The sequence below is a fragment of the Ensifer sp. Root278 genome (assembly GCF_001429285.1).
Taxonomy (GTDB): Bacteria; Pseudomonadota; Alphaproteobacteria; order Rhizobiales; family Rhizobiaceae; genus Ensifer.
The window spans coordinates 91,488-105,692 of sequence record NZ_LMJJ01000005.1 but is presented as its reverse complement, the minus strand read 5'-3'; the positions used below and the strand labels follow the sequence as shown (position 1 = coordinate 105,692).

General features: G+C 62.8%; 12 protein-coding genes. 5 read left to right on the top strand and 7 right to left on the bottom strand.

Going from position 1 to position 14,205, the window contains the following annotated elements; genetic code table 11:
* Nucleotides 1–27 precede the first annotated feature (27 nt).
* The 6 genes from ASE60_RS07200 to ASE60_RS07175 form a co-directional block, all read right to left on the bottom strand.
* Entirely contained in the window at nt 28–801 is a 774-nt protein-coding gene (locus tag ASE60_RS07200) for an L-iditol 2-dehydrogenase (protein ID WP_057249063.1), read from the bottom strand.
* Nucleotides 798–1,802: an ABC transporter ATP-binding protein gene (locus tag ASE60_RS07195; protein ID WP_057249062.1), complete on the bottom strand. Its 1,005-nt coding sequence runs from the start codon at nt 1,800–1,802 to the stop codon at nt 798–800. Before ASE60_RS07195 ends, ASE60_RS07200 begins: the two co-directional genes overlap by 4 nt.
* Before the next feature lie 11 nt (nt 1,803–1,813).
* Nucleotides 1,814–2,644 carry a carbohydrate ABC transporter permease gene (locus tag ASE60_RS07190; RefSeq protein WP_057249061.1) on the bottom strand — a complete coding sequence of 277 codons (831 nt, stop codon included), beginning with the start codon at nt 2,642–2,644 and terminating at the stop codon, nt 1,814–1,816.
* A gap of 5 nt (nt 2,645–2,649) precedes the next feature.
* Nucleotides 2,650–3,522: a sugar ABC transporter permease gene (locus ASE60_RS07185; protein WP_057249060.1), complete on the bottom strand. Its 873-nt coding sequence runs from the start codon at nt 3,520–3,522 to the stop codon at nt 2,650–2,652.
* 142 nt (nt 3,523–3,664) lie between these two features.
* On the bottom strand, nt 3,665–4,975 hold the full coding sequence (locus ASE60_RS07180; protein WP_057249059.1) for a sugar ABC transporter substrate-binding protein: 1,311 nt from the start codon (nt 4,973–4,975) through the stop codon (nt 3,665–3,667).
* 199 nt (nt 4,976–5,174) lie between these two features.
* Nucleotides 5,175–6,128 carry a sugar-binding transcriptional regulator gene (locus tag ASE60_RS07175; RefSeq protein WP_057249058.1) on the bottom strand — a complete coding sequence of 318 codons (954 nt, stop codon included), beginning with the start codon at nt 6,126–6,128 and terminating at the stop codon, nt 5,175–5,177.
* 312 nt (nt 6,129–6,440) lie between these two features.
* Here ASE60_RS07175 and ASE60_RS07170 point away from each other — a divergent pair, with 312 nt between their 5' ends.
* Nucleotides 6,441–7,802: an NAD(P)-dependent oxidoreductase gene (locus ASE60_RS07170; RefSeq protein ID WP_057249057.1), complete on the top strand. Its 1,362-nt coding sequence runs from the start codon at nt 6,441–6,443 to the stop codon at nt 7,800–7,802.
* 20 nt (nt 7,803–7,822) lie between these two features.
* Complete coding sequence (preA, locus tag ASE60_RS07165) at nt 7,823–9,136, top strand: NAD-dependent dihydropyrimidine dehydrogenase subunit PreA (RefSeq protein ID WP_057249056.1); 1,314 nt, start codon at nt 7,823–7,825, stop codon at nt 9,134–9,136.
* Nucleotides 9,137–9,209: 73 nt separating this feature from the next.
* Here the strand turns inward: preA and ASE60_RS07160 are convergent, their stop codons facing one another.
* A complete protein-coding gene (locus ASE60_RS07160; protein WP_057249055.1) occupies nt 9,210–10,238 on the bottom strand; it encodes an NAD(P)-dependent alcohol dehydrogenase in 1,029 nt (342 codons plus the stop codon).
* A gap of 106 nt (nt 10,239–10,344) precedes the next feature.
* Here ASE60_RS07160 and ASE60_RS07155 point away from each other — a divergent pair, with 106 nt between their 5' ends.
* The 3 genes from ASE60_RS07155 to ASE60_RS07145 all read left to right on the top strand — a co-directional run bounded on the left by ASE60_RS07155 (nt 10,345) and on the right by ASE60_RS07145 (nt 14,193).
* Nucleotides 10,345–11,244, top strand: a complete 900-nt coding sequence (locus tag ASE60_RS07155; protein ID WP_057249054.1) for a LysR family transcriptional regulator — start codon at nt 10,345–10,347, stop codon at nt 11,242–11,244.
* A 305-nt stretch (nt 11,245–11,549) separates the two neighbouring features.
* Nucleotides 11,550–13,226, top strand: coding sequence for an adenylate/guanylate cyclase domain-containing protein (locus ASE60_RS07150; RefSeq protein ID WP_057249128.1), 1,677 nt, complete (start codon nt 11,550–11,552; stop codon nt 13,224–13,226).
* A gap of 37 nt (nt 13,227–13,263) precedes the next feature.
* Complete coding sequence (locus ASE60_RS07145; RefSeq protein ID WP_057249053.1) at nt 13,264–14,193, top strand: DMT family transporter; 930 nt, start codon at nt 13,264–13,266, stop codon at nt 14,191–14,193.
* The last annotated feature ends 12 nt before the right edge of the window (nt 14,194–14,205 follow it).

Genomic DNA, 14,205 nt, shown 5'->3' with positions numbered 1-14,205 from the left:
TTTCGAGGCTTCACCGGCTGCGCAGGCTCAGCTCATCCAGTTGCCGCCGTCGACGTTGTAGGTCTGCGAGACGACGTAGTCGCTCTCGGCTGAGGCGAGGAAGATCGCCATTCCGGTCAGGTCCTCGGCCGTTCCCATGCGCCCATAGGGCACCTCCGCGCCAACCAGCTTCTTCTTTTCGCCGAGCGGGCGGTTTTCGTATTTGGCAAACAGCGCGTCGACGCCGTCCCAGTGCTCGCCGTCGACCACACCGGGCGCGATCGCGTTGACGTTGATGCCGTGCTTGATGAGGTTGAGGCCGGCCGACTGGGTAAGGCTGATGACCGCCGCCTTGGTGGCGCAATAGATCGCGACCAACGCTTCACCGCGGCGGCCCGCCTGGCTCGCCATGTTGATGATCTTGCCGCCCCTGCCCTGGGCGATCATCTGCTTTGCGGCCGCCTGCAGCGCGAACAGCGTGCCGGCAACATTGATCGAAAACAGCCGGTCATAGCTTTCGCGGGTGATTTCGACGATCGGCGCAAGGTCGAAGAGTGCTGCATTGTTGACGAGGATATCGAGGCCGCCCGCTTGCCTGACGACCGCTGCGATCGCAGCATCGATCGATGCCTGCTGCGTCACGTCCATCTCGACCGCGTAGGCGCCGGCACCGATCTCGGAGGCCGTCTGCCGTGCCCGTTCGATATTGATGTCGGCGATCGCGACCGTGGCGCCTTCGCGGATATAAGCCTCCGCGAAGGCACGGCCGATCCCCCGCGCAGACCCGGTGATCAGCGCGCTTTTACCTTCGAGCCTTCTCATCGCACTGCCAACCCCTTGTCGTCGAACCTGTGGACGCGCTGTGGGTCCGGCGTCAGGAACACGCGATCGCCGTGGGTGACGGCAAAGTCGCCGCTGACGCGCGCCGTCACCGTGCCGATGCCGTCGTCGACATTGACGTGCAGGAAGGTGTCGGAGCCGAGGTGTTCGGCGACGCCGACCGTGCCCTGCCAGCTGCCACTATCTTTGGAGAGCGCCAGATGCTCGGGGCGGATGCCCATCGTATGCGCCTGATAGGCAGAAGCCGCAGGACCAGTGACGATATTCATGCGCGGCGAACCGATGAAGCCCGCGACGAACAGATTGTCCGGCTTGTGGTAGAGGTCGAGCGGCGAGCCGACCTGCTCGATGCGCCCACGATTGAGCACCACGATCTTGTCGGCCATGGTCATGGCCTCCACCTGATCGTGGGTGACGTAAATCATCGTCGTCTTCAGGTCCTGGTGCAGCTGGCTGATCTCCAGCCGCATGTTGACGCGAAGCGCTGCATCGAGGTTCGACAGCGGCTCGTCGAACAGGAAGGCCTTCGGCTGGCGCACGATCGCCCGGCCGATCGCGACGCGCTGGCGCTGACCGCCGGAAAGCTGCCGCGGCTTGCGGTCGAGATAATCGGTAAGGTTCAGCACGCGCGCCGCATCCGACACCTTCTTGTCGATGACGGCCTTGTCCTCGCCCGCCATCTTCAGCGGAAAGGCGATGTTCGAGCGCACGCTCATGTGCGGATAGAGCGCGTAGGACTGGAACACCATCGACAGGCCGCGCTGTGCCGGCGGCAGTTCGGTGGCGTTCTTGCCATCGATGACGATGTCGCCGTCGCTGACATCTTCCAGGCCGGCGATCAGCCTGAGCAGCGTCGACTTTCCGCAACCGGACGGGCCGACGAAGACGACGAACTCGCCATTGTTGATGTCGAGGTCGATCGAGGGGATGACGGCATGGGCGCCGAAGACCTTCGAAACCTTGCTGAGTGTAATGCTTCCCATTGTCGTATCCCTTATTTGACCGCGCCGAAGGTGAGGCCGCGTACGAGCTGTTTCTGCGAGAACCAGCCGAGTATGAGGATGGGGGCGATCGCCATGGTCGAGGCGGCCGAGAGCTTGGCGTAGAACAGGCCTTCGGGGCTCGAATAGGAGGCGATGAAGGCAGTCAGCGGCGCGGCTTTCGCGGCACTGAGGTTCAGCGTCCAGAACGCCTCGTTCCAGGCGAGGATGATGTTGAGCAGAAGCGTCGAGGCGATGCCGGGGATCGCCATCGGCGTCAGCACATAGATGATCTCCTTGGAGAGCGAGGCGCCGTCCATGCGGGCGGCCTCCAGGATTTCGCCGGGGATCTCCTTAAAGTAGGTGTAGAGCATCCAGATGATGATCGGCAGGTTGATCAGCGTCAGCACAATGACGAGGCCGGTACGGGTGTCGAGCAGGCCGGTGTTGCGGAACATCAGATACATCGGCACCAGCACGCCGACCGACGGCATCATCTTGGTGGAGAGCATCCACATCAGGACGTCCTTGGTGCGCTTGGTCGGCGAGAACGCCATCGCCCAGGCGGACGGAATGGCGATGATCAGGCCGATCAGCGTCGAGCCGAAGGAGACGACGACCGAGTTCATGAAGTGCAGGAAGTAATTCGATCGGCTCTGCACCTCGTGATAGTTCTCCGTCGTCCAGTCGAAGAAGAACAGGGACGGCGGCGAGGCGATCGCCTCGGCCTCGGTCTTGAAGCTCGTCAGGAACGTCCAGAGGATCGGGAAGAAGATCAGGATGCCGATCGTCCAGGCGACGACGGTAACGACGATCTTTCTTTGGGTGGAGACATTGCGTGCCATGGTTCTCAAGCCTCCAGCGTCTTGCCGATCATGCGCATCAGGAAGAATGCGACGATGTTGGCGAGGATGACGGCGATGATGCCGCCGGCGGATGCGCCGCCCACGTCGAACTGCAGCAGGGCCTGCGCATAGACGAGGAAGGTGAGGTTCGTGCTCTGCGTACCCGGCCCGCCATTGGTCGTCACCAGGATCTCGGCGAAGACCGAGAGCAGGAAGATCGTCTGGATCAGGATCACCACGGTGATGGCGCGCGAGAGATGCGGCAGCACCAGATAGATGAAGCGGCTCCAGGCGCCGGCGCCGTCCATCTGTGCGGCTTCCTTCTGCTCTTCATCGAGCGACTGCAGGGCCGTCAGAAGGATCAGCGTCGCAAAGGGCAGCCATTGCCAGGCGACGATCAGGATCACCGACATCAGCGGTGCATTGGCGAGAAAGTCGAAGGGCTGCAGCCCGAAGAGCTTGGCCACCCAGGCGAAGAGCCCGTTGACCGGATTCATGAACATGTTCTTCCAGACGAGTGCGGCGACCGTCGGCATGATCAGGAACGGCGCGATCACCAGGATGCGCACGATCCCCTGCCCGAACATCGGCTGGTCGAGCAACAGCGCCAGTGCGATGCCGCCGACGACGGTGATGAACAGCACACCGAGCACGATCGCGAGCGTGTTGAAGATCGCCTGGAAGAAGGCGGGATCGGTGAGGAAGTAGCTGTAGTTCGAAAAGCCGGCGAACTCCTCCATCCCCGGCATCAACAGATTGTAGCGCAGGAACGAGAAGTAGATGGTCATGGCCAGCGGAACGATCATCCAGGCCAGAAGCAGAAGCACCGAAGGCGCGATCATCAGCCGCGCGGCGGAGCGGGTGTGCAAGGTCGCCATGGCGTCCCCCCAATGAAGGAATTCAATGCTGTTTCGAGATCGGGCCGGGCCGGCGCGTTTGTCCGCACGAGCCCAGTGGCCGCCTCCGGGAATTACCGGGGCGCCAGCCATTTGCGGCCGGCACCCCGGGCCCTTGGGAGCGCTATTTGATGTAACCGGCCTTGGTCATTTCGCGTTCGGTCAGCTTCTGGGCGCTGGCAAGCGCATCGTCGACGCTCATCTGACCGGCAAGGGCCGCCGAGAACTGCTGGCCGACCGCCGTGCCGAGACCCTGGAATTCAGGGATCGCCACGAACTGCACGCCGACATAGGGCACCGGCTTGACGGCCGGGTTCTTCGGATCGGCCGCGTTGATCGAGTCGAGCGTCATCTTCGCGAACGGCGCCGCCTTCTGGTACTCGGGGTTGGCGTAGAGCGAGGTTCGCGTGCCCGGAGGTACGTTCGCCCAGCCTTCCTTGTCAGCCACGAGCTTCAGATAGTCCTTGCCGGTTGCCCAGGCGATGAACTTCTCGGCCGAAGCGACCTTCTGCGAGCCGGCGGGGATCGCGAGGTTCCAGGCCCAGAGCCAGTTGCCGCGCTTGCCGAGGCCGGTGTCCGGAGCGAGCGCGAAGCCGACCTTGTCGGCAACGGTCGATTCCTTCGGGTTGGTGACGAAGGAGGCCGCAACCGTCGCATCGATCCACATGCCGCACTTGCCGGTCTGGAACAGCGACAGGTTTTCGTTGAAGCCGTTCGAGGAAGCGCCGGGCGGTCCGGCGTCGTTCATCAGCTTGACGTAGAAGTCGAGTGCGTTCTTCCATTCCGGCTGATCGAACTGCGGCTTCCAGTTCTCGTCGAACCAGCGGGCGCCGAAGGCGTTCGCGGTCGCCGTCAGGAAGGCCATGTTCTCGCCCCAGCCGGCCTTGCCGCGCAGGCAGATGCCGTAGAGTTCATTGTTCTTGTCGGTGATCTTGCGCGCCGCGTCGGCAATGAAGTCCCAGGTCGGCGCGTCGGGCATGGTGAGCCCCGCCTTCTCGAACAGGTCCTTGCGGTACATCACCATCGAGCTTTCGCCGTAGAACGGCGCAGCATAGAGCTTGCCGTCGATGGTCAGGCCGGAGCGGATCGCCGGCAGGAGGTCGTCGACGTCGTAGTCGGCGCCGAGATTGTCGAGCGGCAGCAGCCAGCCCTGCTTCGCCCAGATCGGCACTTCATAGGTGCCGATCGTCATGATGTCGTACTGGCCGCCCTTGGTGGCGATGTCGGTCGTCACGCGCTGGCGCAGCACGTTTTCCTCGAGCGTCACCCACTCGAGTTGAATGTCCGGATTCTTGGACGTGAAATCCTCCGTCAGCTTCTGCATCCGGATCATGTCGCCGTTGTTCACGGTCGCGATCGTCAGGGTTTCTGCTTGGGCCAGACCCGACAGCGCGACTGCCGAGCACGTGCCCAGCAGGAAAGTTCTCAAGTTCATCGACTTCCTCCCAGAAGAATTGAGCATTTGCCTCGCTCATGGGCAATTACTCACTTCTCGTGACAAATTGTCAATGCGCAATCGTTGCTGCGCCGCACACAGAAACATTAGAAGATTGTTTTGATTGCCGATTTTTTCTTTACGCAAGTGCGAAAGGCCGGCGCTGGGCCGGCCTTTTTAACGGACGCGCTCTTTGCGATCAGGCGTTGAGCAGATAGCGCGCCGTCGCCTCATCGGTGATAAGACCGTTGATGATTCCACCCTTCACGGCCGCCCACAGCGCTTCGTACTTGCGCCGCCCCTTGGCAAGGCCGATCACCGACGCCTTGTCCCGCGAGGGAAGCGGCACCGAAGCGACGCGTTCGTTGAAGCTGCCGGAGAGCAATACGCCGTCATGGTCGAACATCCAGCCGCAGATTTCGCCGGCCGCGCCAGCTCTGGTAAGACCGGCCATCTCGTCCTGCGCCAGGAACCCGTCCTGGCAAAGCGGCGCGTCCGGGCCGAGTTCGCCGACGCCGACGAAGGCGACATTGGCTTCTGCGCCGAGCTTCAGGGCCACCTGAACCAGGCTCTGGCTGTGCAGCACTTCCCTCTCCTCCGGCGAGGCGGCGAGCACGGGCAGCGGCATCGGAAAATGCCGCGCCTTGACCGCATCGGCCATGCTGAAGATGACGTTGTAATAGGCGGCCGAGCCGTCGAGGCCGATATTGCCGGTGAGCGAAACGATGCGGTGCTGCGGACATTCCATCGGCGGCAGCTGGTCGACCGCCGCCTTCAGCGTGCGTCCGGTACCGATCGCCAACACCTGCGGCTCCGGCAACTTCAGCCAGCGCTCGATTTCGGCAGCACCCGCCTCGGCAATGCCGACGGTCGTCGAGGTCGACCCCGGATCGCTCGGCACGACCTCCACATGCTTCAGCCCGTATCTGTCGCGCAGGCCCGCCGCCGCCTCCAGACATGCGGCGATCGGATGGTCGAGCCGAACCTTGATCAGCCGCTCGGACATGGCGAGAGAAACGAGCCGCTGCGCCGATTGGCGCGAAATCCCCATGACGGTCGCGATCTCGTCCTGGGTGCGGCCGGCGACATAGTATAGCCAGCCCGCCCGGGCGGCATCATCAAGCCTGTTGTTCGCCTCGCCCCTGCGCGCCATGCCTGTTCTCCGTTCCCCCGAATGACGATGATTTTGGGTCGAACTCCCCAAAGACATCGTGATCGATTCTCTTAAGTTAGAGCGGGGAGCGGCCGAAAAACCGCAAACACCATTCCTCATCCCGCTCTAATTTGCTGCCACTATTTGTCCTGTCCTGTCAAACATCGGCCAAGAACAATGGCTTGGCGCGCCGGCAGAAAAGCCCGGGATCACAAGGCTTTCCGGTGATTTCGACCGCAAACTTTTACCGTTTGATAAAAAAATAAAGCGTGTTACCGTTCCATCATCCTGAGAAAACATTGGGAGCCAAAAATGGGAACGACACAATCTGGGATCCTCGGCGGCCGCCTGCCGCTCGGGGAGTACGAGAGCAATTTCTCCGACCTCCATCCGCCGCTCGACAAGCACGAGGCCCTCGTCGCTTCCGACCGCTGTTATTTCTGTCATGACGCGCCGTGCATGACAGCCTGTCCCACCTCCATCGATATCCCGCTGTTCATTCGGCAGATATCGACTGGAAACCCGATCGGATCGGCCAAGACGATCTTCGACCAGAACATCCTGGGCGGCATGTGCGCCCGCGTCTGTCCCACCGAAACGCTCTGCGAACAGGCCTGCGTTCGCAACACCGCCGAGGAGCGCCCGGTCGAGATCGGCCGCCTGCAGCGCTATGCGACCGACGTGGCGATGAAGGAGAACAAGCAGTTCTACACCCGCGCCGCTTCCTCCGGCCGTAAGGTCGCCGTCGTCGGCGCCGGACCGGCGGGACTGGCGGCGGCCCATCGGCTCGCCGTCAAGGGCCACGACGTCGTGATCTACGACGCCCGTCCGAAGTCGGGCGGCCTCAACGAATACGGCATCGCCGCCTACAAGTCGGTCGACGACTTCGCCCAAAAGGAAGTCGACTACGTGCTGTCGATCGGCGGCATCGAGGTTCGCAACGGCCAGGCACTCGGCCGGGAGTTCAGTCTTGCCGAGCTCTCCGAGCAGTATGATGCCGTCTTCCTCGGTCTCGGCCTCGTCGGCGTCAATGCCCTGCGCATGGAAGGCGAAAACGCCGAGGGCGTCGAAGATGCCGTCGACTTCATCGCAGCGCTGCGTCAGTCGAAGACGAAGGCCGACATCCCCGTCGGGCGCCGTGTCGTCGTCCTCGGCGGCGGCATGACCGCGATCGACGCCGCCGTCCAGGCAAAGCTGCTCGGCGCCGAAGAGGTAACGATCTGTTATCGCCGCGGCAAGGAGCACATGAACGCCTCCGAGTTCGAGCAGGATCTCGCCACCTCCAAGGGCGTCACCATCCGCCATTGGCTGCAGCCGAAGCGCATTGCCGAAAAGGACGGCAAGGTCGCAGGCATCGAGCTGGAATACACCACGCTTGAAGACGGAAAGCTGACGGCGACCGGCGAAACGGGTATCATTGCCGCCGATCAGATCTTCAAGGCAATCGGCCAGAGCTTCCTCGGAAGCGGCCTTGGCGCCCTGCAGCTTGAAGGCGGCCGTATCGTCACCGATGCCGAAGGGCGAACCTCGATCGACAACGTCTGGGCCGGTGGCGACTGCGTGCTCGGCGGCGAAGACCTCACCGTCTCGGCCGTCGCCATGGGCCGCGATGCGGCTGAATCGATCAACCAGGCCCTCGCCGCGGCAGCGCCGCATGCGAGCGCAGTTGCCTAAAGGATCGGGAGGAGAAACCAATGGCTGATCTTCGCAATAACTTCGTCGGCATCAAATCCCCGAACCCGTTCTGGCTGGCATCCGCCCCGCCGACGGACAAGGCCTATAACGTCGAGCGCGCCTTCAAGGCGGGCTGGGGCGGCGTCGTCTGGAAAACGCTCGGCGAAGAAGGACCGCCGGTCGTCAACGTCAACGGACCGCGCTACGGCGCGATCTGGGGTGCCGACCGCCGGCTGCTGGGCTTCAACAATATCGAGCTCATCACCGACCGCGACCTTTATGTGAACCTGCGCGAAATGAAGCAGGTCAAGATGAACTGGCCGGACCGGGCCCTGATCGCCTCGATCATGGTGCCCTGCGAGGAAGAGGCGTGGAAGGCGATCCTGCCGTTGGTGGAAGAAACCGGCGCCGACGGCATCGAGCTCAACTTCGGCTGTCCGCACGGCATGTCCGAGCGCGGTATGGGCGCTGCGGTCGGCCAGGTGCCGGAATATATCGAGATGGTCGTGCGCTGGTGCAAGCAGTACACGCGCATGCCTGTCATCACCAAGCTGACGCCGAATATCACCGACATCCGCAAGCCTGCCCGCGCCGCCAAGGCCGGCGGCACCGACGCCGTGTCGCTGATCAACACGATCAACTCGATCGTGTCAGTCGATCTCGACAACTTCGCCCCGAACCCGACGGTCGGCGGCAAGGGCACTCATGGCGGCTATTGCGGCCCGGCGGTCAAGCCGATCGCACTCAACATGGTCGCCGAAATCGCCCGCGATCCCGAAACCTATGGCCTGCCGATCTCCGGCATCGGTGGCATAACCACCTGGCGCGACGCGGCCGAATTCCTGGTGCTTGGCGCCGGCAACGTGCAGGTCTGCACCGCGGCGATGACCTACGGCTTCAAGATTGTCCAGGAAATGATCTCCGGCCTTTCCGACTGGATGGATGCCAAGGGTCACCGCGACCTCGACGACATCACCGGCCGCGCCGTGCCGAATGTCACTGACTGGCAGTACCTCAACCTCAACTATATCGCCAAGGCCAAGATCGATCAGGATTCCTGCATCAAGTGCGGCCGCTGTCACATCGTCTGCGAGGACACCTCGCACCAGGCGATCACCCAGTTCGTCAACGGCGTGCGCCACTTCGAGGTAATGGAAGACGAGTGCGTCGGCTGCAACCTCTGCGTCAGCGTCTGTCCGGTCGAGAACTGCATCACCATGGAAGAACTGCCGGCCGGCACGATCGACCAGCGCACCGGCAAGCCGGTCGACCCGAACTACGCCAACTGGACGACGCACCCGAACAATCCGATGGCCCGCGAGGCCGCGGAGTAAGGGCGGCCAAGCGGGTTCGCCCGCGATCGCATCGCGCAAAGCCGCCGGAAAACCCATCCGGCGGCTTTGTCTTTCAACCCTGGAATTCGACGACGACTTTGCCGAACGGCCCGCGATCGAGATGCGCCAGCGCCTCGGGCAACTCTGCGAACCGGTAGCGGGCATCGATGACCGGCCTGATCCCGGTCCGGTCGATGGCGCCGACCAGATCTTCCAGCGCCCGGCGATGGCCGACGCCGATGCCCTGGATGACCGGCGACTTCAACAGCACAAATGGCGCCGGCGCCGAGATCTCGCCGCCTTCGAGCACGCCGATGACAGAGATCCGCCCCTGCATGGCCACCGCCTGCAGCGATTTGCCGAGATTGGCGCCGCCGGCAAGCTCGAGGATATGGTCCGCGCCATGATCGCCGGTAATCGCGAGAACACGCTCCGCCCAGTCTTCCGACAGCCGGTTTACGCCATGATCGGCTCCAAGCGCACGCGCACGTTCGAGCTTTTCCTGACTGGCTGATGTCACGATCACTTCGGCCCCGTGCGCCTTGGCGATCTGCAGCCCGAACAGGGAAACACCGCCGGTGCCCTGCACGACGACGCGGTCGCCGGCTTTCGGATGTCCCCTCTCGACCAGAGCGAACCAGGCGGTCAGACCGGCGCAGGGCAAGGTACTCGCCTCGCCATCGTCGAGGCTCTCAGGTGCCTTCACGAACCAGCCTTCTGGGAAGGCGACATATTCGGAGGCAACACCCGGGTTGAGGCCCCCAAGCGCAAACGACGTCGGATGACGGGCGGTCCCCGGCTTCTGACCATCAATCCAGGTCGGATCGAAGACGGAAATCACACGATCGCCCGGCTTAAACCGCGTGACGCCGCGGCCGACCGCTTCGACCACGCCGGCCATGTCGGAACCCGGCACGAAAGGGAAGGCAAGCGGCATACCCATGCCGTTTTCCAGCACCAGCTTGTCGCGGAAATTGAGCGACACGGCGGTCGTGCGAACGAGCACCTCGCCCGCACCCGGCTCAGGAACGCGCCGCTCCGTGACCTTCAGGTTCGAGGCGCCGAACGTATCGATCGTCCATTCCTTCATCAGTCTTGCCATGGTCTTTCCTTTCATCGGTTTGATCTGATGAAGAAACCATAGCGTTGAATTTATCTCTCCAGTTGCGATATGATTTCGCCATATTGGTTCCACCAAGGATACAAAAATGAGCTACCTGAACGGAGTTTCAGTGTTCGTGGAAGCGGCCGACGCCGGCGGCTTTTCTGCAGCGGCCGAAAGGCTCAACCTATCGCGCTCGGCAGTCGGCAAAACGGTCGCCAAGCTGGAACAGAGGCTGGGCGTTCGCCTCTTCCATCGCACCACCCGCACCCAGTGCCTGACCGACGAAGGCCAGCTCTTCTACGAAAACTGCCTGAGGGCGCTCGGCGAAATCAAAGCCGGAGAGGCGCTGCTGGAATCGGGCAAACAGGAGATCCAGGGCCGCCTGCGCCTGTCGATGCCTGTGCATTTCGGCCGCCAATGCATCATGCCGCTGCTGTCGGAACTGCTGCGGCTGCACCCGCGCCTGGAATTCGACCTCAACTTCAGTGATCGCAACGTCGACCTGGTCGAGGACGGCTTCGATCTTGCCATCCGCACCGGACCACTGCGCAGCGAACCCGAGTTGATGACGCGAACGATCGCCGACCAGCGGATGACCGTGTGCGCCTCACCGGCCTATCTTGAAACAAACGGCACGCCTGAAACGATCGATGACCTGATGTCACATCAGGCGATCCTCTATCGGCGCAGCGGACAGCCGCTCGCCTGGTCCTTTCCAGTAAAGACGGGTCAGGTGCGAACCATCACGCCGCCGGCGCGGCTGCGGCTCGACGATCTGACCTCAATCGCCGACGCGGCAGCCGACGGCTTCGGCATCGCCTGGCTGCCATGCTGGCTCGCGGGCAATCGCATCGCCTCAGGCTCGCTCGTGCGGATTCTCGCCGATGCGCCGGCGCTCTCCTATGGCACCTACGTCGTCTGGCCGAAAACCCAATACATGCCGCCAAAGTTGCGCCTGCTCATCGATACCCTTGCGGCGCGCCTGCCGGCCATGATGGAATGAAGCAAGCGGTAGCCGCTGTTTCCGGTGCTGCCATCACAAGCCAAAAGCATGGGGAGTTCGACATGCAGGCCAACCCGATCGAACTCTGGCACCGAACCCCGCTGAATAGCGTTCCCCGCCGATAACGAACAGGACACGAAAACGAAACAGATTGTGTAAAAATGGTAAGTTGTCGGCCCGCGCGATCTGGATAATAAGGGAGAACTCACACGGGGTGCGTGACGTTCGATCAGGGATCGGCGACGCATCTTCCGACGGTTTTGAAACTGCGGCCGGACAAAGCTCCGGCAGAGCCGGACTTTTGCTTGACGATCATTTCGGCCAACCGACGCAAGCGAATGCACCTCGTCTCCGGGGCGATACTCGGTTCGTTCGTGCTGGCCCATTTCTTCAACCATTCGCTCGGTCTCATTTCCATCGAAGCGATGGAAACCGCCCGTAAGGCCTTCAATCTCATCTGGCATAGCGTCCCCGGCACGGTGCTGCTCTACGGCGCCCTGCTGGTGCATTTCGCCATGGCGCTCGAAAGCATCTACCGCCGGCAGACGCTCAGAATGCCGGCGCGCGAAGCGCTGAAGATCATCTTCGGTCTCAGCCTGCCGTTTTTGCTGATCGGCCATGTCACCGCCGCGCGCGTCGAACCGCTCTTCACAGGCGTCGATACGGATTACCCGGACATGCTCCGGATACTCTGGTCGAACTCGGTCAACGCCATCAGGCAATCGGTCGCCCTCTTGCTCGTCTGGGGCCATGGTTGCCTTGGCGCCTGGTTCTGGATGCGCGGCCGCGCCTGGTTTCCGCGCTATGAAATCCTGCTTTACACAGTCGCAATCCTCTTGCCGATCTTCGCGTTGCTCGGCTTCGTCAGCGGCGCCCGCTCGATCGAGAGCAATTATGAAGAACACGGTGGCTACGGCGACAGGGCCTACACCAAGCCGGCGGTCGATCTCACGCTTCTCGAGGACATCCGCCTCGGCCTCTATCTCGGTTTCGGTGGGCTGATCGGTGGCACCTTCCTGCTGCGGGCCATGCCGAAGGGTGGCCGCATTCGCGTCCGTTATCCCGATGGCCGGACCGCGACCGTCAATCTCGGCTTCAGCGTTCTGGAAGCAAGCCGCGCCGCCGGTATCCCGCATGTCTCGGTCTGCGGCGGCCGCGGGCGTTGCTCGACCTGCCGCGTCCGCGTCATCCAGGGCTTGGAAGACCAGCCTGCTCCTGAGGACGCCGAGCTTGCGACGCTGACCCGTATCGGCGCGCCCGACAATGTCCGTCTCGCCTGCCAGTTCCGCCCTGTGCACAACGTGACGGTCGTGCCGATCCTCGACAGCGACAGCCTCGGCATCAAGAAACAGATCGGACGCGAGGGCGGCGAAGGCCGGGAGCGACGCATCGCCGTGCTCTTCTGCGATATGCGCGGCTTTACCAGCATTGCCGAACACAAGCTGCCCTTCGACACAGTGTTCCTGCTCAACCGCTACTTCGAGATGGTGGGCGAAGCGGTCGAGGATTCCGGCGGCGTCATCGACAAGTTCATCGGCGATGGCGCGCTCGCGATCTTCGGCCTCAAGAGTTCCTACACCGAGGCCTGCCGGCAGTCGCTCGCCGCCGCCGTGCGGATCTCCAAGGGCATCGAGACGCTCAACCAGACCTTCCGCGGCGAACTCGACGAACCGCTGCGCATCGCGATGGGGCTGCACTCCGGCCCCGCCATCATCGGTGAGATCGGCTATGGCCAGGCGACGTCGCTGACGGCGGTCGGCGACACGATCAACACCGCCAGCCGCTTGGAGGGCCTCGCCAAAGAGCACGACGTGCAGCTCGCCGTCTCCGCCGAACTCGTCAATCGGGCGGGTCTCGTGATCGAAGGACACGAGCGGCTGGACATCGGCCTGCGCGGCCGGCAGGCGACACTCGAAACCTGGATCGTCGAGGATGCCGCGCGAATCTCCGCGGCCTTGCAACCAACGCCGTCAAACGCTTAGGTTGGTATCCCCGCCCTCATACTCCCCGGAATCGTGAATGAAGCAGGACGTATCCCCGAAAACGCCCCATCAGGTTCACGCCAAAGGCATCGAGAAGCTGAGGGCACATCTGGCGATGATGAGCTTTTCCATTTTGATCGCCGGTTCCTTCTCTTTCGGTGGTCTTGCAACCCAGCACATGGGCGCCGGACCGCTGACGCTCTGGCGCTATCTGCTGACTGTCATCGTGCTGGGGCTGATGACCTTCGGCTATGCGCGCGTGCCTTTTCACTTCCCCAAGCAATCGTGGCGCTTCGTGATCCTCGGCGGCCTGATCGCCGTCTACATGCTGACGATGTTCAAGGCGCTGGAATTCACCAACCCGGTTTCCACCGGCGCGGTCTTCACCCTGATGCCGTTGCTCAGCGCCGGTTTCGCCTATCTGCTGCTCGGCCAGCGCACGCGCCCGGGCGTGCTCGCGGGCCTCATCATCGCAGCCCTCGGCGCCGTCTGGGTGATCTTCCGCGCCAATATCCAGGCGATCCTTGCCTTCGATATCGGCCAGGGCGAGCTAATCTTCTTCGTCGGCGTCGTCTGCCACGCGATCTATGTGCCGCTGATCCGCAAGTTCGGCCGACAGGAAAACCCCTTCGCCTTCGGCTTCTGGGTCGCGGTCTTCACCGTGCCCTGGCTGCTGGTGCCCGGTGGCATCGGTCTCATCACCACGGACTTTACAGCGCTTCCCGCGATCGTCTGGGTCGCCGTCCTCTATCTCGCCGTCGTCACCACCGCCATCACCTTCCTGCTGCTGCAATATGCTTCGATGCGGCTGCCGGCATCCAAGGTGCTCGGCTATGGCTATTTGACGCCGAGCTTCATCATTCTGCTCGAAGGGCTGCTCGGCCACGGCTGGACCAGCCTGCCGGTTCTTGCCGGCGCGCTGACCACGGCCTGCGGCCTGCTCCTGATGGCGCTGCTGCCCGATTGAAGATGTGCGGGC

Bases quoted from the DNA above. Each gene is read 5' to 3' on its own strand.
- ASE60_RS07200 (WP_057249063.1), bottom strand. From the start codon at position 801: ATGAGAAGGCTCGAAGGTAAAAGCGCGCTGATCACCGGGTCTGCGCGG.
- ASE60_RS07195 (WP_057249062.1), bottom strand. From the start codon at position 1,802: ATGGGAAGCATTACACTCAGCAAGGTTTCGAAGGTCTTCGGCGCCCAT.
- ASE60_RS07190 (WP_057249061.1), bottom strand. From the start codon at position 2,644: ATGGCACGCAATGTCTCCACCCAAAGAAAGATCGTCGTTACCGTCGTC.
- ASE60_RS07185 (WP_057249060.1), bottom strand. From the start codon at position 3,522: ATGGCGACCTTGCACACCCGCTCCGCCGCGCGGCTGATGATCGCGCCT.
- ASE60_RS07180 (WP_057249059.1), bottom strand. From the start codon at position 4,975: ATGAACTTGAGAACTTTCCTGCTGGGCACGTGCTCGGCAGTCGCGCTG.
- ASE60_RS07175 (WP_057249058.1), bottom strand. From the start codon at position 6,128: ATGGCGCGCAGGGGCGAGGCGAACAACAGGCTTGATGATGCCGCCCGG.
- ASE60_RS07170 (WP_057249057.1), top strand. From the start codon at position 6,441: ATGGGAACGACACAATCTGGGATCCTCGGCGGCCGCCTGCCGCTCGGG.
- preA (WP_057249056.1), top strand. From the start codon at position 7,823: ATGGCTGATCTTCGCAATAACTTCGTCGGCATCAAATCCCCGAACCCG.
- ASE60_RS07160 (WP_057249055.1), bottom strand. From the start codon at position 10,238: ATGGCAAGACTGATGAAGGAATGGACGATCGATACGTTCGGCGCCTCG.
- ASE60_RS07155 (WP_057249054.1), top strand. From the start codon at position 10,345: ATGAGCTACCTGAACGGAGTTTCAGTGTTCGTGGAAGCGGCCGACGCC.
- ASE60_RS07145 (WP_057249053.1), top strand. From the start codon at position 13,264: ATGAAGCAGGACGTATCCCCGAAAACGCCCCATCAGGTTCACGCCAAA.